This is a genomic window from Agrobacterium vitis, assembly GCF_013337045.2.
GTDB classification, from domain to species: Bacteria; Pseudomonadota; Alphaproteobacteria; order Rhizobiales; family Rhizobiaceae; genus Allorhizobium; species Allorhizobium vitis_B.
On record NZ_CP118259.1, the window covers coordinates 2152593 to 2174301 of the forward strand.

Below are 21709 nucleotides of genomic sequence, written 5' to 3' on the forward strand. Positions count from 1 at the left end.
GCAAAAGAAGAAGCCGCATTTTCATCCAGAATGCCGTTTTACGAGAAATCGGCTTCTGGAGGTTTTCATACGCTTGGGAGTAATCGAGCTTGCTGAACCCAGACCCCAATCGACGAGGCGGCATCGTCGCACCGACGACACCGCAAGCCAAGACAAGAACGACAACGAATACGATCGTCACCTCGTGACCCTCCGACATCAGCAGTTTATCCGACTACTCAGGCCGAGAATAATTTGCTTGCTTGGCCTCAAGGTCAAGCGTCGAGAAAGGAAACACGTCTTCTTCTGGCGCGAACCGCGCCATGGCGGCTTTTGGTCCGAAGCGGACTATTCTAACCACTGCACAGTGCGTAAAGTTAAGCAACGCAAGTATTCGGAGATGTCGATGACTGCTACGCCTGAAAAATTGCATTTGGCTTTGGCCTACTGCACCGATTTCGCCAAAACGATGCTGGAGAAGTACGGCGAATTTCACCCGTTCGGCGCTATCGTCAATTTAGAGGGGGATGTCGAAGCCAGAGGCGCGTGGACAGAGGAGGAGCATCCAAACGGACAGGATGTATATGCGCTCCTGATTGAAGCCCTGCGCAAAGAATTGATGGAAGGCAGCGCCATTGCAATCGCCGTGACGGCCAACGTGGACATTCCGGAAAAATATGCAGCGGCCCACAGGGATGGTTTGCGCATTACTTTGGAGGCACATAACTACTATCGATGTATATACGTGCCATATCGATTTGAGCGCGGAAGCTTTTTTCGTCGGAAGAAAACCGTCGCACTATCCGAGCCCTTTGCTGTTGAATTGAAGGACTCAGAATAGCGCAGACATGTCTCGTTTTGGCGTAAAGCGGTCATTTCAAAAGCTTTGCCATAAGAGGATTAGGCAGGTGTGCATCGACAAGTTCCCAGCCAATCTTGTGATAGAAACCCACTGCGTCAGGCGCTGCGTGGGCTTCTAGCCTGAATGCCTCTTGAGCCATTGCTAGTCTCTCGACGTCGGTCATCATGGCTCGGCCGATACCTTGCCGCTGGCGCTCTGCAACAATTGCAACCGTGCGAACGACCCCGTTCCCATTCCCAGTGAGATCAAGACGGACGGCACCGACAAACTCATCGCCATCGACAAAAATTAGCGGAAGATGCTCCGGCTTTCTATCGTCCGGATGGTGCTCGTCGTATCCAGACAATCCGCGCAGATCGAACAGCACATGCCGTCGAATCTGATGATACGCTTCCCATTCAGGTTGGCTTGATACCCTTACCAGCTTCAAATCAGTAGCCTCTCGCAGGAGAACTAATATAAGGCCAGTCCATCGGCGCACATGCCCTTAAGCATTTGCGCTCAATATTACCCATCCCTACCATAATAAATCAACTCCCGCGCTTCCGTCCCTTTGCCGCCGGACACCGAATAGGACAACTCCGCCACTTCAACCGGAAACCCAGCAAAGATTTCTCGGATCTCAGGACGGTCGTTTATCGACAAGATAAACCGCCCTTGAAGGCCCTTCAAACACCCTGCAAGAACCTCGAACTGATCTCGCCCGAACAGCGCTTTTCCGTAATCGTCCTCACAGCCGAAGTACGGCGGATCGAGGTAGAACAGCACGCCCGGTCGTTCATAGCGGTTGATGAAGGCAAGCTTCTGGAGAAAGATGAACTGAGCTGGCGCTCCAGATAAAACCGGATTTTGGCGCGTGCCAACTGATATCAAATGAAAACCCGGAACATTAATCACCTCAAACGGCCCAGACTCGTTCCTGAATAGGTCGAAGTGTTGGATTTGGCGGATGTGAGCAGGCAGACCATGCTGGCTGGATGTTTAATACGAAGAGTCATTGAAAATGACTCTTCGTATGCCACTTTCGATTCTCTCAAGCCCTTGATGCATTTGAGATATTTTAAATTTTTTAAGTCCAGGATGCATGAGCATCTTCCAGACTTGGTATAACCTGGTCATCAGCCGGAATATTGGAAGATACTAGGCGCGCAACGGCGATTGCCTTTCTGCGGACAGATTGCATTTGTAGTGGATATAAATGTTTGGAAATAAGGCCGTGTACTTCAAACAGCTAGGACAGCACAAAGCAGCCTATGCTCGCATTCACTCAATGATCGGACCGAAAAGCGATTATCACTTTTCGGTCCGATGCTTTAGTAACAGGACGAGATAGAAACGGCGATCAGACTATCTTCTCGCCTTCTACTCGACCATGTCGACACATTCGCGTTCAAACCACGCAATACGTTTGTGCGCATCGCTGTGCACTGAACGCGCAAACCGTCAATTACAGAACGCTGACGTTTTCAGCCTTCGACTTCCCGGTCTTACGGTCCTGCCCGATTTCGAAGCTGACCTTGTCACCTTCTCTGAGCGAGTCACCGCGCTGCAGGGAAGACACGTGAACGAATACATCCGTTCCACCATTCTCGGGCGTGATAAAACCAAAACCCTTGTCGTCGTTAAAAAATTTCACAGTACCAGTAGGCATGACATTTCCTCTTGAATTCCCGTAGCCGTTTGACTCCGCGCCAGACTTTTATAGCGTGATCCCCTGTCGATCAACCACCAACACAGAGATAGAAAGCTAATTGGCAGAATTGATTGCTTCTTCCGGTTTCAAAATAGGTCTTCAACACCGCTTCGACCTGGGTGACGTTGCAAAAATTATCGCGGCATTCGTCATGGCCGACAGAACCGGCCTTCAAAATGACCTTATCCAAAGACAGCTCGGTGACGATCTCGTCCAGCTTTGCATTGTCCTTCTCCCACCGCAGCCATAGTGGCCTGAAAGACCCCAGTGAACTCAAGAATTCTGCGTCACCTCTGAGTTTACCCTTTCTCAACCAGACACAAATTTCTTTGCGCAATCAAGCGCTTCGGCGATGGAGACATCCATGTCGAGATATCGGAAAGTGCCGAGCCGGCCGACGAAGGTTACATTTTTCTCGACGGTAGCCAGTTCCTGGTAGCGGGTGAGGTTGTCCGACAGACCTGTCAGGTGTACCGGGTAATAGGGAATGTCCTTCTCCGTGCAGGAGCGGCTATATTCTTTATAGCAGATGGTTTTCTCATGCGTTTCCCAGGGCGAGAAATGCTTATGTTCAGTGATCCGGGTATAAGGCACGTCAGACCCACAATAATTAACCACGGCATTTCCCTGAAAATCGCCCTCACCCCGCAGGATTTCGAAGTCCAGCGTACGATAAGGAAGCCTGCCTTCGCGATAGTCGAACCAGGCATCGAGTGGACCACTATAGAAAACATGGTCGAAATCATCCTTTTCTACCGGAGAAAAGGGCCTGTTCAGATGAACTTCAACGCCATCGATATCCAGTATGCGCTCGACGATCTGTGTATAACCGTGCTTGGGCATGCCCTGGAAACGATGATTGAAGTAGTTATCGTCGTAATTGAACCGAACCGGCAGCCTTTTCAAAATACTGGCCGGCAACTGGTCCGGTTGCACACCCCACTGCTTGATCGTGTACCCCTTGAAGAAGGCTTCATAGAGTTCCTTGCCGATAAATTTCAGCGCCTGTTCTTCAAAGGATTGCGGCTCCTGATCCATTTTCAGGCCCTTCGATTCGATAAAGGCGCGGGCCTCCGTCGGGCTGAAAGTCTTGCCGAAATACTGGTTGATCGTGTGAAGGTTGATTGGCAGCGAAAAAACCCGCCCTTCCGTTATGGCCTTCACCCGGTTGGTATAGGGTTGAAATGTGTCGAACCCAGTAATGTAGTTCCATACGGTTTCATTATCTGTGTGAAAGATATGCGGCCCATAGACATGCACCATGACGCCCGTTTCAGGGTCGCGTGCCGTGTGGCAATTGCCGGCGATATGATCACGCGCCTCGAACACCGAGACCTTGTGCCCCGCTGCGGCGAGCTCGCGAGCGATGACCGCTCCTGAAAGTCCTGCGCCGACAATTGCAATTTCTTTCATCAACCCCGATTCCCCATTGCTGTTCAACACAAATGGTAAATCATTGTGTTTGCGATAAGAAGGCCAAGATCAACAAGAGATCTACATCTCCACCAGATAACGCCGATCTCTGGAATTTGCTATTGTCAATAATCTATTTCCATAGCAACACATTCAGCAAATGCAATGTTTTTTGAGAATTGCGCCAAGAGAGACATCAAGGATCAAATAACGTTTCTAAAAACAGAAGTTGCACCATCGCTCTACCGTCGCCCATTAAATGAAAATTAGTAATTCCTCGGGTACATATGATCGCATAAGTCGATCTCCCATGCAGAACGGAGGTGGACTGTGTTAAAGGCAAATTTTGGCGAAACGACATGCACCTTTGCAACACGTTATCGCCAATTGACGTAGGATCAGAGCTTCTGTGAGCTCTTATGCATGATGCGCTCCTAACGTGCCGGCTCATCCGAGCCATGTCCTGAGTAGCATTTTCTCTTCTGATGCGATTTGATTCGACGGTGCGACGTGTCGTGACCCGATAGAATCCATGGTGGGAGGGTGATGTTGGCATTCCGTTAACCCAAGGGGCACATCTCAATGACTTCTATTGTTTCGTCGTTATCCATCACGCAAATCAAGGCGCTGTCCACCACAGCGATCGCATCACTGAATACGGACGATGCAGCTGCACTATCGACCACTCAGGTTGCGGCATTGTCTTCCAAGCAGATCGCAGCGATCGAAACGGTAGACCTGGCCGTGCTGGACTCAAGCCAGATGGGCGCCATTTCCGCTACTGGCGTTGTCGGCCTGACGCTCAGCCAGCTGACGGCATTGAGCTCGGGTCAGGAAGCCGCCTTGAGCACCAAGGCTGTGGCAGCACTGACGGCGTCCCAGATCGGCAATTTCGGCACGACGCAGACAGCCAATCTGTTGTCATCGCAAGTCTCGGTTCTGTCTGCGACACAAATCGCTGCACTCGGCACCGATGACATCGCCGTGATGACGTCCGACCAGATCCAGGCAATCAGCACCAAGGCGGTCTCCGGCCTGACCTCGACGCAGCTTGGCGCCTTGTCCACAGACCAGGTCACTCAGCTCTCAACCGGTCAGATCTCCGCTCTCAGCGCCAAGCAGCTCGCTGGCCTGTCCACGGATTCAGTCGCCGCCCTTACCAGCGCCCAGGTTGGTGCAATCAGCGCCAAGTCCATCAGCGGCCTGAGCACAAGCCAGATGGCTGCGCTGGAAACCGCTGACGAAGCCGCCCTGACATCGACACAGATCGCCGCATTGTCCACTGCACAGGTCAAGGCGCTGTCTTCCGACCAGGTCTCGGCCTTGTCGTCCACGCAGATTTCCGGCTTCTCTTCTGCCCAGCTCGGCAGCCTCGACACCGCTGATATTGCAACGCTCGACAGCACCGATCTCGCTGCCATCAGCACCAAGACCATTGTCGGCCTCACGACCACGCAGATCGCGTCCTTGTCCACCGATCAGGTCAGTGCACTGTCGTCCGGCCAGATCTCTGCCCTCGGCGCAAAGCAAATCGCTGCCCTGAGCACCGACGCCATTGCTGCACTTTCCAGCACCCAGGTTGGCGCAATCAGTGCCAAGTCCATCACCGGCCTGACCACCAGCCAGGTCGCCGCGCTGGAAACCGCAGATGAAGCTGCCCTGACAACGGCACAGATCGCCGCATTGTCCACCGCACAGGTCAAGGCCCTGTCTTCCGATCAGGTCGTTGCCTTGTCAACAACCCAGGTAGCGACCCTGTCTTCAGCCCAGATTGGCGTCCTCACCACAGATGCCGTGGCTGGCTTGTCAACCGACCAGGTCGCGTCGATCTCCACCAAGTCAATTGGCGGCCTGTCCACCGGCCAGATTGCGGCATTGACAACCGCTCAGGCCGAAGCTTTGACAACCAGCCAGGTTGCCAACCTGAGCTCCAAGCAGATCTCTGCGATCGAAACTTCCGATATCGTTACTTTCTCCACCGGCGATATTGCTGCGATCAGCGTCAAGTCGATCACCGGCTTGACCACCCAGGATATCGGCGTCCTGACCAGCGACCAGTTGCAGTCTCTCACCACCTCGCAGGTTCAGGCTTTCAATTCATCGCAGGTTGAAGCCATCATCCTGGCATATCAAAGCATCTAACTTCTGATGACAGGCGCGGCTCAGGCCGCGCTTGTAGAAGCCTCGATAGCAAGACCAAATGCGGCGCCTCATCCAGGCGCCGCATTTGCTTTTGCAGACCCCATTCTACCCTTATGCGATGTTCTGTGGCCATGGTTTCTGCCGGGAATCCGTCGTCAAGCCCGATGCAAGCTAATGCCGCTACCAAGGCTAGGCATGACATCGCGGTCCAGTTTGCCGTGGAAAAATGTCATGCGTCAGCCTCATGCTTGTCGGCATAGGCCTGTTGTCGTTACCTGGCCTTGCGGCCGACTGTTCCTGGGGTGGATATGGACACTGGCATTGTAACATCGACTATCGCGACACCTGCTGCCGATTTCGTGGAGCAAGCACGCACTCAACAGCTCTCGCTGACAAAGTTGTTCGAGACCGCCGAGCAATTCGCCAGAGCAGGTCGAGTCGATCAGGCCGTGGAACTTTACAAGGCCTGGATTGCCTATAACAGCGCCCATCCGCTGGTGCATATGGTCTACTTCAACTATTCCGTCACCTTAAGGCAGATTGGCGATATGGCAGGGGCGATCAATGCTCTGCGCGCCTGCCTGAAGATTGATCCGCAATTTGGCGCCGCCCATGTCAATCTGGGCAGATCTCTGGAAGATAGCGGGCTGCTCAACGATGCCCTGCAACAATGGCGCAGCTTTGCCGAAATGACCACGGATGTTTCGCCCGACAGGCTTGCCAATCGCATCATGGTGCTGGAGCATATCGGTCGTGTGCTGGAAAATGCCGGCCTGATGGAAGAGGCTGAAGCCTCCCTGTGGAAAGCAATCGAACTGCGTCCGGATAAAACTGAAGCCGGTCAGCATTGGTCCGCAATACGGTTGCGTCAATGCAAATGGCCGGTCCTTCAAGAATCTCCCCATGTCACCATGCGCCAATTGCTGGATGCAGTGTCGCCCTTGACGATCTCTTGCTACTCAGACGATCCGCTGTTTCATCTGGCTAAGGCCTATCGCTGCAATAAAACGATGATCGGCCGTCCGGATCTCAGCGCCGTACCACACCAGTCGCCACGCCAGAAGACAGGAACCGGCCAGCGGTTACGCGTCGGTTACCTGTCATCCGACCTGCGCGACCATGCGGTCGGCTTTGCGCTGCGCGAAGTTCTGGAGTTACATGACAAGACCAGTATCGAAGTGTTCGCCTATTATTGCGGTGAACCGATAGCACTCGACGAGACCCAGCAACGTATCAAACAGGCGGTCGATGGCTGGCGCGATATTTTTGCGCTGAGTGATGTCGATGCCGCCCGGCTGATCGCAGCCGATGAAATCGACGTGCTGATCGATGTTAACGGCTATACGAAACATGCGCGCACCCGGATTTTCGCCTATCGGCCCGCACCGGTTATCGTCAATTTCTGCGGCTATCCCGGCTCGATGGCGAGCCCCTTCCATCAATATATGATCGCGGACAATCATATTGTTCCGCCTGAATACGAGATCTATTACTCGGAAAAAGTATTGCGGATCGCATGCAATCAGCCGGTCGATCGCAAGCGGAAGGTGGCGCCGCGCCCAACACGCGCCGAAGTGGGCCTGCCAGAAGACGCCTTCGTCTTTGCCTGCTTCAATGGCATGCAGAAGATTACGCAAAGCGGCTTTGCCCGCTGGATGACCATCCTGCAGGCGACACCCGGTAGCGTGCTCTGGTTGCTGTCCGGCAACGAAGAGGTCAATCAGCGTCTGCGCGATACGGCAACCCGATGCGGAGTCGATTCGGCTCGGCTGCTGTTTGCGGCCAAGGCTGGCAATGCGCAGCATCTTGCCCGAATCGCAGTTGCCGATCTCTTTCTCGACACCTTCCCTTACGGTGCGCATTCCACCGCCGCCGACGCCATCAACATGGGCCTGCCGGTCCTGACCTTTCCCGGCAAGAGCTTCGCATCGCGTTTCTGCGCCAGCGTCGTTGCCTCAGCGGGTGCGCCGGAGCTGATCTGCCAATCTCCAGATGATTATGTGCGGCGCGCCATCGCCTTCGCCCAGGATCGCCAGAGCCTTATAGCCGTCAAGGAAAGCTTGAGTCGGCAATTCGAAACCAGCGCCCTGCGTGATATGCCCGGCCTTGCCCGCCGGCTCGAAGAATTGTTCTGGCAGATGCAAGGCGAGTGCGAGCGGGGTGAAACACCCAAGCCCGAACTGCTCAATATGGAAGCCTATTACGAGATCGGTGTCGAATTCGCCATGGAGAATATCGATTTCGAGGATGATCGCACTTATCGACAGCGCTACCGGGAAAAGCTCGCCAAGTGGAACAGGCACGCGCCTCTCCTCCCCGACAAACGGCTGTGGACCGGCGTCGAAGACTGACACTAAGGCTCGAAGACACTGCATAATTTCTTAAACCGGCATCGATTGAACGAGAAAATTATGCAGCACATATAAAGCGCTACAGCGCCGCGCGCCAAATCTGGCGGGCGGCGCTGCTCTACTTTATGCCGAAGACAAGATTGAAGGCCTAGGGCCGGACCTGCTCCCAGACACGCAGGAAATTGCCGCTATAGACATCGATGATTCGCTGCGCCGGCCAACCGGCGGCGACCATGGCTTCAGTCAATTTCGGAAGATCGGCGCCGCTCTGCATGCCGGTCGGAAGGCTGGAAATGCCACCATCGAAATCGCTGCCAAAGGAGAGATGCTTCCAGGGGTCTTCTACGATGTCCATGCTGGCGATGAGCTGCGCGAACGCTTCATAATAGGCGATCACGAAGGCAATGTCGGCATCCATGTCCGGCTTGCCATCGGCAAGATAACGATTCTGAAGGAAATACGGCGCCAGGATAACGCTGATACAGCCGCCGGTCCGGACAATGGCGCGGATGGCCTCATCGCTCAACGCCCTGTCCAGATGACGCGACGGTCTCTCTTCCCTACCCCGCGTCACAGTGCGCGATGCGCCATGCGAGGCAAAGGCTGGTACATGGCGGCGAACACAGATCTCGCAGGAATCGAGAATGCCCTGCGTCGATGTATGGGTGACATCCACCAACAGACCGACATCGATGCAGCGCTCCACCACCTGCCTGCCAAAGGAAGACAGACCGCCGCCCTCAATCTTGCGCCACGGATTGACCGGCGCATAGCCGGATTCGGAGATATCGGTATGGCTGAAATGGTTGAGGGTCAGATAAGCGGCACCGGCCCGGGCAATTTCGCCCAACCTGTCCAGCCGCAGGACCTGGCTTTTCATCCCGCCTGGCCCCAACATATGCGCGCCTTCCATGGACAGGATCGCGCATCGCGAACCCTCAGCCTTTGCGGCACGGACCTCTCTTGCATTGCGTGCCAACCGCATCCGGCCCTGGCTCTGCCTGACAACCTCTTCCACATAACGGTGATGATCCACCCAGTTTTTCCAGGGGTCGAGAAAGGGCGCCGGGATGAGGTTTTCCCACAAGGCGTGGGCGCTGAAACACGCCCCGCCATAACCGCCTTCCAGAAAATCCGGGCCGCTGACATGTTCGGACAATGGCCTGTTGCGTCCTCTGGGTGAGGTTTTGCGGATCAGCCAGACCACGAGGGAGCGCCGATGCGCCTTCCAGTCTCCCTTCCAGAAATCATATCCAGCCAGTCGCGATAGAAAGAGCGAATCCAGATGGGTATCGATGGGATAGGCACGCGCGTGAAGCACGCTGACAGTCATATCGGTTATTTCGGAAACGGAATCTGTTGGGTTTTCAGAAGAAAGCCTGTCCATTGAGACATATCTCCAGCAAAGAATTTTAAAAATGACTAAATATAAATATTGACGTGAATGTTACGCGCATCCTGTGCCCGGTTTATAGAAACACAAATAATGCAGTAGGCTCTGAAATGCTTCGGCCAGACCAAGCGACACACTCTATTTCGTCGCCATTGCCTCTCGTATCGATACGACAGCGCCTTTTGATCTGATCCGTCCCCATAGTCAGACGAATAGAACAATAAGTCCAGAGCGATTACAAATGCGCGTTCAGCGGAGAAACGTAAAACGGCGCGCGTCCTGTCGGGACGCGCGCCGCCAATCATTTAACATCACTCTTCAATTCTAACCGGCTTCAATCCGCGAAGGGGCAGCCGGGGCGGTTTGCGAGAACGACGCGATCATATTCGCCGTAACGGATACCACCGACAATCACACGGCGCGGCGTGACACGTTCGATATTGGGCCGGCGCAAACCGTCGCGGCGGGCCTGACGGATCGCATCGCCGGGTGAGCAAACGCCACCGTAACGCGGATCGGGACCATCCCAACGCCGTGGGGGCGGAGGCGGCGGGCCGCCCCATGGCGGAGGCGGAGGTGGCGGACCACCCCATGGCGGCGGTGGCGGTGGTGGACGACGATAGCCGTCATCACCCCAGGCCTGTACCAGTTGCGGCGCATCGCCACCGATATAGACGCCCAGGCGAACATCAGGCTGGGCCGCGGCCGGGCCAACCGTGGCAACCACCGCGCCGATCAAGGCCAGTCCAGCCAGCGCTGTTTTCGCAAAAATGCTTCGCATCGTTTTTCTCCTCGAAGGACGGCATGGGTTTCTCTTTGAAAAACCGGTTTACCGCCCCGAAAACCTTGTCTAATCATGGGTTTGACTAATCAGCAAAAAACTCAGATGCAGAAAAGCCAACCAAGATCTCGCGTCGGACAGCCCGTTTCCGTAAGCGATTGACTGAGAGATTAACGCCGCAATACTGAACGCCATCAGAAGCGTCCATTCAGTCTCGGTTCATTAGTTTCAGCTTGTGGTTCAAGAGCTTAGATGCATTACTACCTGGCGCATATGGGGTTGGTCGCGATGTTCGAACAGGTAAATACCCTGCCAGGTTCCAAGTAAAAGCTGCCCATTCGCAACCGGAATGCCAATCGATACCTGCGTTAGCGCCGATTTTATATGGGCCGGCATGTCATCGGGCCCTTCCTGGCGATGGGTAATCCATGCCATGGACGGATCGTTGCATGGCGGGACCAAGCGCTGAAAAAACACTTTGAGATCGCGCTTCACATCCGGATCGGCATTTTCCTGGATGATCAGCGAGCAGGACGTATGGCGCACGAAAACAGTCAATAGTCCTTCCTGGGCGCCCGCATGCCTGACAAAATCATCGACCTGATCGGTAAATTCGTACAGACCCTGGCCACGCGTGGAAATCGACAGACTGGTTTGCGGCATGGCATGTTCCTCGAATTGCGCTCCGTCAAGGAAATGGCCCATAGAACGCCTGCGTCAAGGGCTCTTTCCAACTGCAAGGCTTAGACGTTCCGGTTGCGAGAAACACAGCAAGTCTTCGAGAGGTGCCGGGCGGCCATAGAGAAAACCTTGATGTTTGCGGCATCCGGCATCCACAAGCCAGCGTGCCTGCACCTCCGTTTCGATGCCTTCCGCCACCACATCGATGCCGAGCGCCTGGGCCATTTGCAGCACGGCCTGAACGATAACCTGCCCAACCCGATCGTCCCCAACCCGGCTGATCAGGCTGCGATCCAGCTTCAACCACTGGATCGGCAGGCTGCTGAGTGAAGAAATATTCGAATAGCCAGTGCCGAAATCATCGAGCGCGACCCGAACACCGAGCCGCGAAAGTTCGGAAAGCTCGCGCCCGGCCCTCAGCAGGTCCGACATGATCAGGTCCTCGGTAATCTCCACCACCAATGCCGTGGCGGGAAAACCGGTCTGTTCCAGGATAGACGCGATGACCATCGCCAGATTACCGGACTTGAACTGGCTTGGAGAAATATTGACCGACACGTAGTTGAGCTTTCCCGCCTTGACCAGCGGCGCTGTTTGCGCACAGGCCGCGCGGGCGACCTGCGCAAACAACCGATCCAGAAGATTGCGCTCTTCGGCCAGCGGCAGGAAAACACCCGGCAGCACCAGACCGCGATAGGGATGATGCCAGCGTGCCAGCACTTCCACCCCTAGTATCCGCTTACTGGCTCCATCAACGATCGGCTGATACCAGGGCATGATTTCATGGCGGTCCATGGCCAGCACAAATTCCAGTTCCAGCAAGCGTCGCTCGTTGGCCTCGGCCCAAAGGTCGTCGTCAAAACCGGTCGCCAGCGACAGCCCGGCTTTCTTGGAAACGTAGAGCGCCATATCGGCATGCCGCAGCAATTCGGTGGACGATGCGGCGTGATCCGGCAGGCTCGCATATCCAATAGACGCCGAGACCTCCAGGCGTTTGCCGTTGAAGAGAACCGGCTCCTGCAAGCTGGCGCGAAAGCTAGAGACAAAGGCATGATCGGCCGTCACATCCGGCAGGTGGTCGAGAATCAATGCAAATTCGTCACCACCCAGCCGTGCCACCGTTCCAGGTCCAGCCGCAACCATCAGCCGGCGGGCAAATTCCCGCAGCACCGCATCTCCCGCCTCATGACCATAAGCGTCGTTGATCAACTTGAACCTGTCCATATCAACGATAACGACGGTGATACGGTCGCCTCGAAGGCGGCTCTTCTGGCAAGCGTCGGTCAAAACTGCGGTAAAGCTGCGGCGATTGGCAAGCCCGGTCAATTGATCCTGCTGGGCCAGCGCCATGGCGCGTTCGCGCTCCTGCACCAGTTCCGCAGTGCGCTGCATGACGCGCTGTTCGAGATCTTCCGCCTGCCTGGCCAGCTGGCAATTGGCCATATAAAGTTCACGCGCACGCTCTTCCAGCAATGTCTCTGCTTGGCGGCGGGCCTCGCGCTCGCGCTCCAGGCGGCGAGTCAGCCGGTCGATCCTATCAGAATCGGAAACCTCAAGTGGCTGGTTTACCATCACGATACGCTCTCGGCGATCACAAACAGAGTTGACCCATCGTCGCGCGCGCTGCGTTCGACCGTAACAGTACTGCCGAAATGCTGGGCGGCTCCCTGGATCAAGCCTTCCGCCAGGGCCTCCATTTTTCTCCCGGACCGATAGAGCATGGACAGGGACGTAGCGTCCTGGCTGAGAATTTCAAAGGAAGGCAATTCCGCATCGGGATAGAGCTTTTTCACCTCGACATGAATATGGGCGTCAATGCTGGCGAGAAAGCCAAAGAGACCGCCGCTGCGCTCGAAAAAGCCTGGAAACAACACGGCGAAACGCCTCGCAAGGTGCAGTCCGAACGCTTGCATCAATGCATCGACGTCAAGACCGGAGCGCTGCGACAGCGCGCCCAGCAGCGCGCCCATTTCACGATGGTCATAAGTGCCAACGCTGGTATAGGCGCCACCGCTGGCAAGCCCATTGGTGAGCAGAGAGGCTTCGATAATGTCGTCAGCCATGTCTTCATTCCAGGTCGCGGCGACGAATTCGAGCATTTCCGTAAAAACCATCCCCTTCATCGTCTATCCCAAGGCCTCCCAGCTATCGACGCGAGGCAACAATATGAGAGAAAGCTTAACAACAAAGCGTTGTACCATCCGTCTCTACGACCCCAATATACTTTGTGGTGAATGCAGTCTTACCGCATGGATAAAGGCTTCTGCGCCATGGGCTGCAAGCATTGACGGGCTGCGGCAAGGACGCTTGCCGTTAGCGGATCGAGCGCCTGGCCCAGCGCCCTGCTCCAGTGCCAATAAAGCGGCACGGCAAGCGGTTGATCCGGCATCAGATCCACCAGCACGCCCTCGGCAATCAAAGGTGCCACCGTGACTTCCGGGTTCATGCCCCAGCCCAGCCCCAGACGCGAAGCGTCGATAAAAGCCTGGCTGGAGGGCAGCCAATGGCAAGGCGGCGACAGGCGGCATCCGGCCACCTGCTCCATCCAAGCGGTTTGCAGTCCATCCTTGGCATTGAAGGTAAGACAGGGGGCACCCCCCAGAGCCTCAGCGGTCACCCCTTGCGCAAACCATCGCGCCGCGAAATCAGGGCTGGCCGTGGCGCGGTAGGTCAGCAAACCAAGCGGTCGGCAATCGCAGCCCTGAACGGGCGCAGCAAGCGAAGTCACCGCCGCCCGCACCTCACCGCGCCGCAGCCAATCGGCGCTGTGGTCCTGATCGTCAAGCACGAGATCGAACAACAGGCCCTCCACCGCGGCCATGGCTGGCACGAACCACGTCGCCAGACTATCGGCGTTGATTGCCAGCCGCACCGTCACCTGGGCCGCTTGCGCAAGTCCGAGATCACCGATCACCTGGCGCTCCAGCAGGGCGACTTCCTCGGCATGGCGGCAAAGTCGCGCCCCCGCCGAAGTCGGCAAGCAGGGCTGGCCACGAATGATCAGCGCCGTGCCGGATCGCTCCTCCAGCAGCTTGATGCGCTGCGAGATCGCCGATTGCGTAACTCCCAACTGACGGGCGGCTTTTTCGAAACTGCCGCTGCGCAGCACAGCCACCAGCGCTGACAGGTGCTCACCATCAAATGTCATTAGAATTTCTTATGCCTGGTTATATTTGTTAATTTTTCTAATGAATTCATTTGCATTAGTCAAAGGGCGGAAACCTGGAGACCTCGATGCAAAACGCCTATTTTTCCGGCCTGTTTCTTGGCCTGAGCCTGATTGTCGCCATTGGGGCGCAAAACGCCTTCCTGCTGCGTCAGGGCTTGCGACGCGAGCATGTCTTTATCCTGTCCCTCACCTGCGCCACCGCAGATGCCTTGCTGATTTCGCTTGGCATTGGCGCGCTGGCGACGGTAACCGCCCTTCTGCCCGCTTTTGAGCCAGTGCTGCGCTATGGTGGCGCGGCGTTTCTTCTGGCCTATAGCGCCCGGCACACCCTGGCCGCATTGAAAACCGAAAGCAGCCTTGCGCCCGGCGAGGCCAAGCCCAGCACTCTCACCGCAAGCCTTGCCACCTGCCTCGCCCTCACCTTTCTCAATCCGCATGTCTATCTGGATACGGTGCTGCTGATCGGCTCCATTTCCAGCCGCTTTGCGGATCACAAGACAGCCTTCGGCCTTGGCGCGGTTTCGGCATCCTTCCTGTTTTTCTTCTCGCTCGGCTATGGCGCACGGTTGCTGGTGCCGGTCTTTGCCCGGCCCGCCTCCTGGCGCATTCTGGATGCGATCATCGCCGTGGTCATGGCCTGGATCGCCATCGGGCTGCTCCGGCATTCGTAAGCGTCAGTTCACCGGAAACCGCCGTGCCTGCCACTGGCTTTTCGGCACGGCGGCCCCGAGTGAAAAACTGAAACTGGTGATCGCCAAGGTCTTGGCATCCGTTTCGCAATGGTAACTGATATCATACCATTGCCCCCGGCTGCGGAACGCAGCACCCGAAACATCCATCAACCGTGCGGTAATGGTCTGTCGCGTTGTCGGCGATCCCGTAATCACATCCGGCACGGCACCGGGAACGGCGCGGCGGATCTGTTCCAGCATTTCAATGCTGCAAATCTGCACGATCCGGCGTTCCGGCGGCAGCGTGCCGAGGGCCTGGCGCACACGCGGATCGGATAGCGTTGCCTTGGAATAGATCCGTTTGGCGGGCTTCAACGCGGCAACAGGCCCGGCTTTCTTGTCCGCCGATGCAGGCGAAGGCGAGGCCTCGCGCTTTTGCTGCGGCTGCGCGGCGCTCTCCTCATCCAGTGCAAAGCGTTGTTCCGTCACCAGCCCGCCGCCCGGCTTTTCCACCTTGTCCGGCGCTGGCAATTGTCCGGCCAGCCCGGCATCCGGTGGCGTCACATCCTTTGGCAGGGCGGGCGGTTGCGGCGGGTCGGGTTTTTGCGGATCGCCTGCGGCAGATTTATCCGGCCCGGGTTTCGGTGCAGCGGGAGGTGGTGACTGGGGTTGTGCCGCCGGTTCCTCGGCAGGCGGCGGCACGGGGGGCGCATCCTCCTTCGGGGCCTCCTCGTCCTTCGGCGCGGATTCGAAGGCCTGGGGCTTATCCTCGGCGGGCTTTGGCGGCTCCGGTGATGGTGCGGGTGCAGGCGGTTTGGCCTCCTGCTTCTCCTCTGGCTTCTTCTCTTCTGCTTTGGGTGCGGGGGCTTTGGGGGCTGGTGCCGCCGGTTCTTCCTTCGGCTTGGCCTCCGGCTTCAACTCCAGCTGCAATTGCTGTTCCGGCTTGGTTTTCTCGGGTTGAGGTTTTTCCTCTGGTGGCGGTTCAATGGAAACCGACACGACCTCTTCCTTCGGTGCATCCGGCGCAGGGGTGGGCCAATGGGCCAGGAATGCCAGAACCAAAAGCCCATGCAGCAGCACCGAGGCGGTGACGCCCCAGACAAAGCGTTTATGCATCGGTTGCGGCTTTTCCTGCATTGCACGATCCATACACGGGGCTGATGCCCGCCGCAAACCCGCAAGCCGCGTTTCGACACTTTCAGCCCGACACAATACTTTCAGACCGACACAAGGGCGTGCTAACAGACGCATGTCAGCCACGCCATTGCGGAGCCACCATGTTCCTCAGCCCTACCGATCTGCACGCTCTCACCGCCATCCGCCACGAGCTTCATCGCTATCCTGAAGTCTCCGGTGAGGAACAAGAGACAGCCCGGCGGATCGTCGAGGCACTGACACCGCTCAACCCCACCCGCATCCTGACCGGGCTTGGCGGCCATGGTGTGGCGGCGGTGTTTTCGGGTGCGGCACCCGGCCCGACCCTGCTGTTTCGCTCCGAACTCGACGCCCTGCCGATTACGGAAAAAACCGGCCCGCCCTATGGATCGACAATTCCGGGAAAAGGCCATCTCTGCGGCCATGACGGCCATTCCACCATTCTGCTGGCGCTGGCGCTTGGCCTGTCGCGCCAGCCGCCTGCCACAGGCCGCGTTGTGCTGCTGTTTCAGCCTGCCGAGGAAAATGGCGCGGGTGCCGCCGCTGTGCTGGCCGATCCGCGTTTTGCTGAGATTGCGCCGGATCTGGCCTTTTCCCTCCACAATCTGCCGGGCATTCCGCTCGGCCATGTGGCGCTGAAGGCAGGCCCGGTCAACTGCGCCTCACGCGGGTTGAAAATCACGCTGACCGGCAAGACCGCCCATGCCTCGCAGCCCGAAACCGGCCTGTCGCCAATGCAGGCGGTCAGCAGCCTGATGCCAGCCCTGACCGCCCTCTCCCACAGCGCCCCACCGGCCACCGACTTCCGCCTTGCCACCGTGACCCACGCAACACTCGGCGAACCCGCCTTCGGCATCGCGCCCGGCGACGGCGAAATCCGGGTGACGCTGAGAACCCTGACCGATGAGGGCATGGACGGGCTTTGCAGCCAAGCCGAAGCCCTCGCACACGCGACCGCAGCACAACACGGCCTTGGCCTGACCCTCACCTATCACGACATCTTCCTGCATTGCGAAAACGCTCCCGAAGCCGTCACCGCCCTCGCCACCGCCCTCGATGCCGAAGGCATAACCCACGACGCCCGCGCCCTGCCGATGCGCGCCTCAGAAGATTTCGGCCGCTTCCGCACCACCTCCCCCGCCGCCATGTTCTTCCTCGGCGCAGGTGAGACACACCCGGCCCTGCACAACCCGGATTATGACTTTCCAGATGCGTTGATTGAGGTTGGAGCGAGGGTGTTTATGCGGGTGGTGCGGGGGAGATTGGGGTGATTGGCCGCGAGGCATAGGTCTGCTGCCACTCGTCTGAGCGCGGAAAATAACCGAAGACTTTTGAGTGATCGGCAAAAACCAACTCGAAATGCTCATTGAGAGCCGCTACCCCAAAATTCAAATCCGGCGGACTCAAATTCTTTTATCAGAGCCGTGACTAGCATTCCCAGAAGTACAGTACGTGTCACTCGGGAACCAACCGCACTGCACCGCTAAGAATGCTCAGACCGTTCCCAGTATTCCAGCAATTTGCCGCTATCGGCTCGTGTTACAGGCAGGAAAATTGGGTCGGTGTGGGGGGTGCCGGTGCCGTGGCTGTAGATTTGCACGGTCTGGTCGTCCTGGCGGATGACGGTGTAGGTCAGTTCGGTGTTTTTATCTGCCTCGCTCCGTCGCAGGCGGTAGCGGAGCAGCAGCGCCAGGACGGCCAGAAACACGCCCGGCGGGATCAGCAGCCAGAGGGCCTTGATCGCATCCGGCGAGGCGCGGAAGGTGGCGAGAAGGTCAGCCCAGATATCGTAAGTCTCCATTGCGGCGCTCCCTGTGAACAACACGAGCGATCACCGGAGGGTTTTGCCCTCTGGTGATCGGGGAGTTGGAAAGCCGTACACAAGACGACCGCCCCGACCTTTAAGCCGAAGCTCTGGACATACGCCGAGACCTCCCCGACCATAGAGAATGGTAGAGAGCGAACCGTATAGACACAGTTCACCGCCTCAGCCACAAACCTATGGCTGAGGGGTGTCTTTATAACGACCGACACAGGCCGTTGTGTAAGGGGTTTCCATGCCCCAAGATCGGCGCGTTACAACCGATCTCACCCGATGTTTAGCGCATAAAGGGTGGGGATTGGAAGTGGGGCAGATGGGATTTTATTGGGCGGGGATGAAGGCGTTGATGCAGCAAGATCAGCCCATTACCGCGCGGGCTTGCGGCACGAGTTTTTGATAAAGCACACCCATGCGGCGAGAATTTCGCCACAGCAGCAATTTTTGCGCTGCATTATGCACAATCAATAAAATTATCTTTTTTCAAATCAGAATTTTCTCACGGGTGTACAGGATATTGGCGCGCGCCGGGCAAGCCCGGTTATTCTGGCGGGGCGATGATGGCCTCGCTATCAACCGGACGACGCCACATGATACGGAAAAGGCCGGTCAGGAGAACAAAATGACATCTGCATCCGCCATAGCAGCCAGCATCCCCCCAGCCCCCTCGCGGACGGGATATTTGATTGCCGCGAACCCCGCGCCGCCCATTGCAAAACCCACCGTGGTCACCTCATCCGCCGCCAGCGTTCCGTCTACCATCGCCGCCCTATCGGTCCGCGATACGTAAGCATTAGGCAGCGAGAGTTTGCCGGGTTCAGATTGAACCATAGGACACGGCGCAGACGTTTTGATATGCCGCTTACCCCCCTCTGCCTTGCCAGGCATCTCCCCCTCAAGGGGGGAGATCGGATGGTGGTGCATACCCGTTTTCCCATCAAGCCTGTTGCGAAATAGAATCGATTTTTATGCGCGTGAGAGGCCTGCTCCACGTCGATCTCCCCCCTTGAGGGGGAGATGTCCGGCAGGACAGAGGGGGGTAAACCCCGCTCCATCAGCAACCATCTTCCTCACCCTAAGATGCAAAAACCCGGCGTTTCCGCCGGGTTTTCAACTTTTGTCTCTTGGCTAACCTTAGCTGTCCAGGAAGCTGCGCAGTTTGCGGCTCCGGCTTGGATGCTTGAGCTTGCGCAGGGCCTTGGCTTCGATCTGGCGGATACGTTCGCGGGTGACCGAGAACTGTTGGCCGACTTCTTCCAGCGTGTGGTCGGTGTTCATGCCGATGCCGAAGCGCATGCGCAGCACGCGCTCTTCGCGCGGTGTCAGCGAGGCCAGCACGCGAGTTGTGGTTTCGCGCAGGTTGGCCTGGATGGCGGCATCGATGGGCAGCAGCGCGTTCTTGTCCTCGATGAAGTCGCCGAGATGCGAATCTTCCTCGTCGCCCACGGGGGTTTCGAGCGAGATCGGCTCCTTGGCGATTTTCAGCACCTTGCGAACTTTTTCGAGCGGCATGGCCAGCTTTTCAGCCAGTTCTTCCGGGGTGGGTTCGCGGCCAATTTCGTGCAGCATCTGGCGCGAGGTACGAACGATCTTGTTGATCGTTTCGATCATATGCACCGGAATACGGATCGTGCGGGCCTGGTCGGCAATCGAACGGGTGATTGCCTGCCTGATCCACCACGTCGCATAGGTGGAGAACTTATAGCCGCGCCGGTATTCGAACTTATCAACCGCCTTCATCAGGCCGATATTGCCTTCCTGAATCAGGTCGAGGAATTGCAGGCCGCGATTGGTGTATTTCTTGGCAATCGAAATAACCAGACGCAGATTGGCCTCGACCATTTCCTTCTTGGCGATCCGGGCTTCGCGTTCGCCCTTCTGTACCATGGAGACGATACGGCGGAATTCGGCGATGGAAATGCCGGTTTCGGTGGCCAGATTCTGGATTTCCTGACGAATTTCCCGGATCGTGTTGTTTTCCTCGCGGGCGAAATCCTTCCAGCCGCGGGCAGCAAGATTTCCGACCGACTTCATCCAGTTGGGATCAAGTTCCGCGCCCTGATACTGCTCCAGGAAGCTATCGCGCTTGACGCCGTAGCTTTCAGCCAGCCGCAACAGACGGCCTTCGTTCTGCATCAGGCGCTTGGAAATGTCGTAGAGCTGCTCGACAAGGCTGTCGATACGGTTCTGGTTCAGCGACAGCGATTTGACTGCCGTGATCAGCTGATCCTTCAGTTCCTTGTAACGCCGCTCCTGGCCGGATGACAGCGTGCCGGCACAGGCCAGCCGCGCTTCCACCTGCTGGTCCTGCAACTTGCGCAGCTTCTTGTAGGTATCGGCGATCAGGTCGAGGGTTTCCATGACCTGCGGGCGCAGCTCGGCTTCCATGGCGGCCAGCGAAAGATTGGACTCGTCTTCGTCCTCTTCCTCTTCTTCCGGCATCTGCATGTCGCCGCCGACATTGGTGATGTCGTCTTCGCTGGAGCGGACCCGGCGGGTCTTTTCCTTTTCCTCGGCAGCCTTGCGGTCCGCCTCGATCTTTTCCGGGCTCTGGAATTGCGGTGCGGCCTTGGCCTCGGGACCGGAATAGGTGGTCTCGAGATCGATGATCTCGCGCAGCAGTGTCGTGCCTTCGTTCAGCTCGTCACGCCAGATAATCAGCGCCTGGAAGGTCAGCGGGCTCTCGCAGAGACCGGCGATCATCGTTTCGCGGCCAGCCTCGATGCGCTTGGCAATGGCGATTTCGCCTTCGCGCGACAGAAGCTCGACCGAGCCCATTTCGCGCAGATACATGCGCACCGGGTCGTCCGTGCGGTCTGTCGGTTCTTTCTTCTTGGCTGTGGCAACAGCGGTATTGCCAGCAGGTGCCAGCTCGCCGCCTTCGCTTTCGGCTTCTTCGTCGTTATCGCTTTCTTCGGCCGCCGGATCTTCGGCGTCCTCGTCCTCGACAACGTTGATGCCCATGTCGGAAAGCATCGCCATGGTGTCTTCGATCTGCTCCGAGGTCACTTCCTCAGACGGCAGAACCGAATTCAGCTCATCCATAGTGACGTAGCCGCGCTTCTTGGCGGCTTTGATCATTTTCTTGACCGCGTCATCCGAAAGATCGAGAAGCGGACCGTCGGTCGCGCCATCGCGCTCGTTCTCGGCTTCTTCGTTTTCCTTGACCTTGGTTGCCATATGTCTCGTCGCTTTCCCTGACGCTTCAATTTTCCGCAGTGCTGTCACGCGCCAGATGGGGCATAGCCTTGCACCGACCACTGCGAATCACTGGTTACGACCTACAGTGCCATGCGTTGACCATACGCACGAAACGCTCTGTAAAACCCTAAATGTGCAGCATAATTTCTCAAACCAGATGCGGCCGAAGATAAACCATGCCCTAAATGCCGAACGATATACCAGCCTTGTTACGTTTTACACGCTCTAAAGGCCGTTACGCCGCGATGTCTAATTCCCGATTGACCACCATGGTTCCCGCCGATTGCAGTATAACTGCACAAACAGGCGACGAAGCCCGCCAGCATAGACCCGGCGCAACCTGCGTCACCTCATTTTTTCGTTTGACCGTGATTCCCACAATTTATCGATACGTCAAGC

Annotated in this window: 20 protein-coding genes; 6 read left to right on the forward strand and 14 right to left on the reverse strand. The window is 57.0% G+C overall.

Features of this window, described 5'->3' with window-relative positions:
* Window positions 1-238 precede the first annotated feature (238 nt).
* Window positions 239-820, forward strand: coding sequence for a hypothetical protein (locus G6L01_RS10440; protein ID WP_070164261.1), 582 nt, complete (start codon window positions 239-241; stop codon window positions 818-820).
* 31 nt (window positions 821-851) lie between these two features.
* Here the strand turns inward: G6L01_RS10440 and G6L01_RS10445 are convergent, their stop codons facing one another.
* The 5 genes from G6L01_RS10445 to glf form a co-directional block, all read right to left on the reverse strand.
* Window positions 852-1271: a GNAT family N-acetyltransferase gene (locus G6L01_RS10445; RefSeq protein ID WP_081344008.1), complete on the reverse strand. Its 420-nt coding sequence runs from the start codon at window positions 1269-1271 to the stop codon at window positions 852-854.
* A 77-nt stretch (window positions 1272-1348) separates the two neighbouring features.
* Window positions 1349-1738, reverse strand: a complete 390-nt coding sequence (locus G6L01_RS10450) for a DNA adenine methylase (RefSeq protein WP_070164260.1) — start codon at window positions 1736-1738, stop codon at window positions 1349-1351.
* Between the two features lie 550 nt (window positions 1739-2288).
* Entirely contained in the window at window positions 2289-2492 is a 204-nt protein-coding gene (locus tag G6L01_RS10455; RefSeq protein WP_015916634.1) for a cold-shock protein, read from the reverse strand.
* 70 nt (window positions 2493-2562) lie between these two features.
* The gene (locus G6L01_RS10460) at window positions 2563-2871 is read right to left on the reverse strand and encodes a hypothetical protein (protein ID WP_139190095.1); all 309 of its coding nucleotides are present in this window, start codon (window positions 2869-2871) and stop codon (window positions 2563-2565) included.
* On the reverse strand, window positions 2844-3947 hold the full coding sequence (gene glf / locus G6L01_RS10465) for a UDP-galactopyranose mutase (RefSeq protein ID WP_070164258.1): 1104 nt from the start codon (window positions 3945-3947) through the stop codon (window positions 2844-2846). Before glf ends, G6L01_RS10460 begins: the two co-directional genes overlap by 28 nt.
* A 582-nt stretch (window positions 3948-4529) precedes the next feature.
* Here glf and G6L01_RS10470 point away from each other — a divergent pair.
* Both G6L01_RS10470 and G6L01_RS10475 read left to right on the forward strand, forming a co-directional pair.
* Window positions 4530-6089, forward strand: a complete 1560-nt coding sequence (locus G6L01_RS10470; protein WP_070164257.1) for a hypothetical protein — start codon at window positions 4530-4532, stop codon at window positions 6087-6089.
* Window positions 6090-6397: 308 nt separating this feature from the next.
* Entirely contained in the window at window positions 6398-8440 is a 2043-nt protein-coding gene (locus G6L01_RS10475; protein WP_081344007.1) for an O-linked N-acetylglucosamine transferase, SPINDLY family protein, read from the forward strand.
* A 148-nt stretch (window positions 8441-8588) separates the two neighbouring features.
* Here G6L01_RS10475 and G6L01_RS10480 read toward each other — a convergent pair whose 3' ends face one another.
* The 6 genes from G6L01_RS10480 to G6L01_RS10505 all read right to left on the reverse strand — a co-directional run bounded on the left by G6L01_RS10480 (window position 8589) and on the right by G6L01_RS10505 (window position 14443).
* A complete protein-coding gene (locus G6L01_RS10480) occupies window positions 8589-9827 on the reverse strand; it encodes a membrane dipeptidase (RefSeq protein ID WP_070164255.1) in 1239 nt (412 codons plus the stop codon).
* Between the two features lie 340 nt (window positions 9828-10167).
* On the reverse strand, window positions 10168-10614 hold the full coding sequence (locus tag G6L01_RS10485; protein WP_070164254.1) for a hypothetical protein: 447 nt from the start codon (window positions 10612-10614) through the stop codon (window positions 10168-10170).
* Between the two features lie 240 nt (window positions 10615-10854).
* The gene (locus G6L01_RS10490; protein WP_070164274.1) at window positions 10855-11277 is read right to left on the reverse strand and encodes a secondary thiamine-phosphate synthase enzyme YjbQ; all 423 of its coding nucleotides are present in this window, start codon (window positions 11275-11277) and stop codon (window positions 10855-10857) included.
* Between the two features lie 54 nt (window positions 11278-11331).
* Window positions 11332-12867: a putative bifunctional diguanylate cyclase/phosphodiesterase gene (locus tag G6L01_RS10495; protein WP_070164253.1), complete on the reverse strand. Its 1536-nt coding sequence runs from the start codon at window positions 12865-12867 to the stop codon at window positions 11332-11334.
* A complete protein-coding gene (locus G6L01_RS10500; RefSeq protein WP_070164252.1) occupies window positions 12867-13418 on the reverse strand; it encodes a heme NO-binding domain-containing protein in 552 nt (183 codons plus the stop codon). The genes G6L01_RS10495 and G6L01_RS10500 overlap by 1 nt, the downstream gene beginning before the upstream one ends.
* Window positions 13419-13537: 119 nt before the next feature.
* Window positions 13538-14443, reverse strand: coding sequence for a LysR family transcriptional regulator ArgP (locus tag G6L01_RS10505; RefSeq protein ID WP_070164251.1), 906 nt, complete (start codon window positions 14441-14443; stop codon window positions 13538-13540).
* Window positions 14444-14529: 86 nt separating this feature from the next.
* On the opposite strand from G6L01_RS10505, the gene G6L01_RS10510 reads away from it, so the two are divergent.
* Window positions 14530-15135 carry a LysE/ArgO family amino acid transporter gene (locus G6L01_RS10510; RefSeq protein WP_070164250.1) on the forward strand — a complete coding sequence of 202 codons (606 nt, stop codon included), beginning with the start codon at window positions 14530-14532 and terminating at the stop codon, window positions 15133-15135.
* 3 nt (window positions 15136-15138) lie between these two features.
* Here the strand turns inward: G6L01_RS10510 and G6L01_RS10515 are convergent, their stop codons facing one another.
* Window positions 15139-16251, reverse strand: coding sequence for a DUF930 domain-containing protein (locus tag G6L01_RS10515; RefSeq protein ID WP_070164249.1), 1113 nt, complete (start codon window positions 16249-16251; stop codon window positions 15139-15141).
* Between the two features lie 161 nt (window positions 16252-16412).
* Between G6L01_RS10515 and G6L01_RS10520 the strand changes: the two genes are divergently transcribed.
* Window positions 16413-17561 (forward strand): amidohydrolase, encoded by a 1149-nt coding sequence (locus G6L01_RS10520; protein ID WP_070164248.1) that lies wholly within the window; start codon window positions 16413-16415, stop codon window positions 17559-17561.
* A gap of 212 nt (window positions 17562-17773) precedes the next feature.
* On the opposite strand, the gene G6L01_RS10525 is transcribed toward G6L01_RS10520, so the two are convergent.
* Window positions 17774-18091 (reverse strand): hypothetical protein, encoded by a 318-nt coding sequence (locus tag G6L01_RS10525; RefSeq protein ID WP_070164247.1) that lies wholly within the window; start codon window positions 18089-18091, stop codon window positions 17774-17776.
* 640 nt (window positions 18092-18731) lie between these two features.
* Between G6L01_RS10525 and G6L01_RS10530 the strand changes: the two genes are divergently transcribed.
* On the forward strand, window positions 18732-18899 hold the full coding sequence (locus G6L01_RS10530; protein WP_156536960.1) for a hypothetical protein: 168 nt from the start codon (window positions 18732-18734) through the stop codon (window positions 18897-18899).
* A 344-nt stretch (window positions 18900-19243) separates the two neighbouring features.
* Here G6L01_RS10530 and rpoD read toward each other — a convergent pair whose 3' ends face one another.
* The gene (rpoD, locus tag G6L01_RS10535) at window positions 19244-21289 is read right to left on the reverse strand and encodes an RNA polymerase sigma factor RpoD (protein ID WP_015916648.1); all 2046 of its coding nucleotides are present in this window, start codon (window positions 21287-21289) and stop codon (window positions 19244-19246) included.
* Between the last annotated feature and the right edge of the window lie 420 nt (window positions 21290-21709).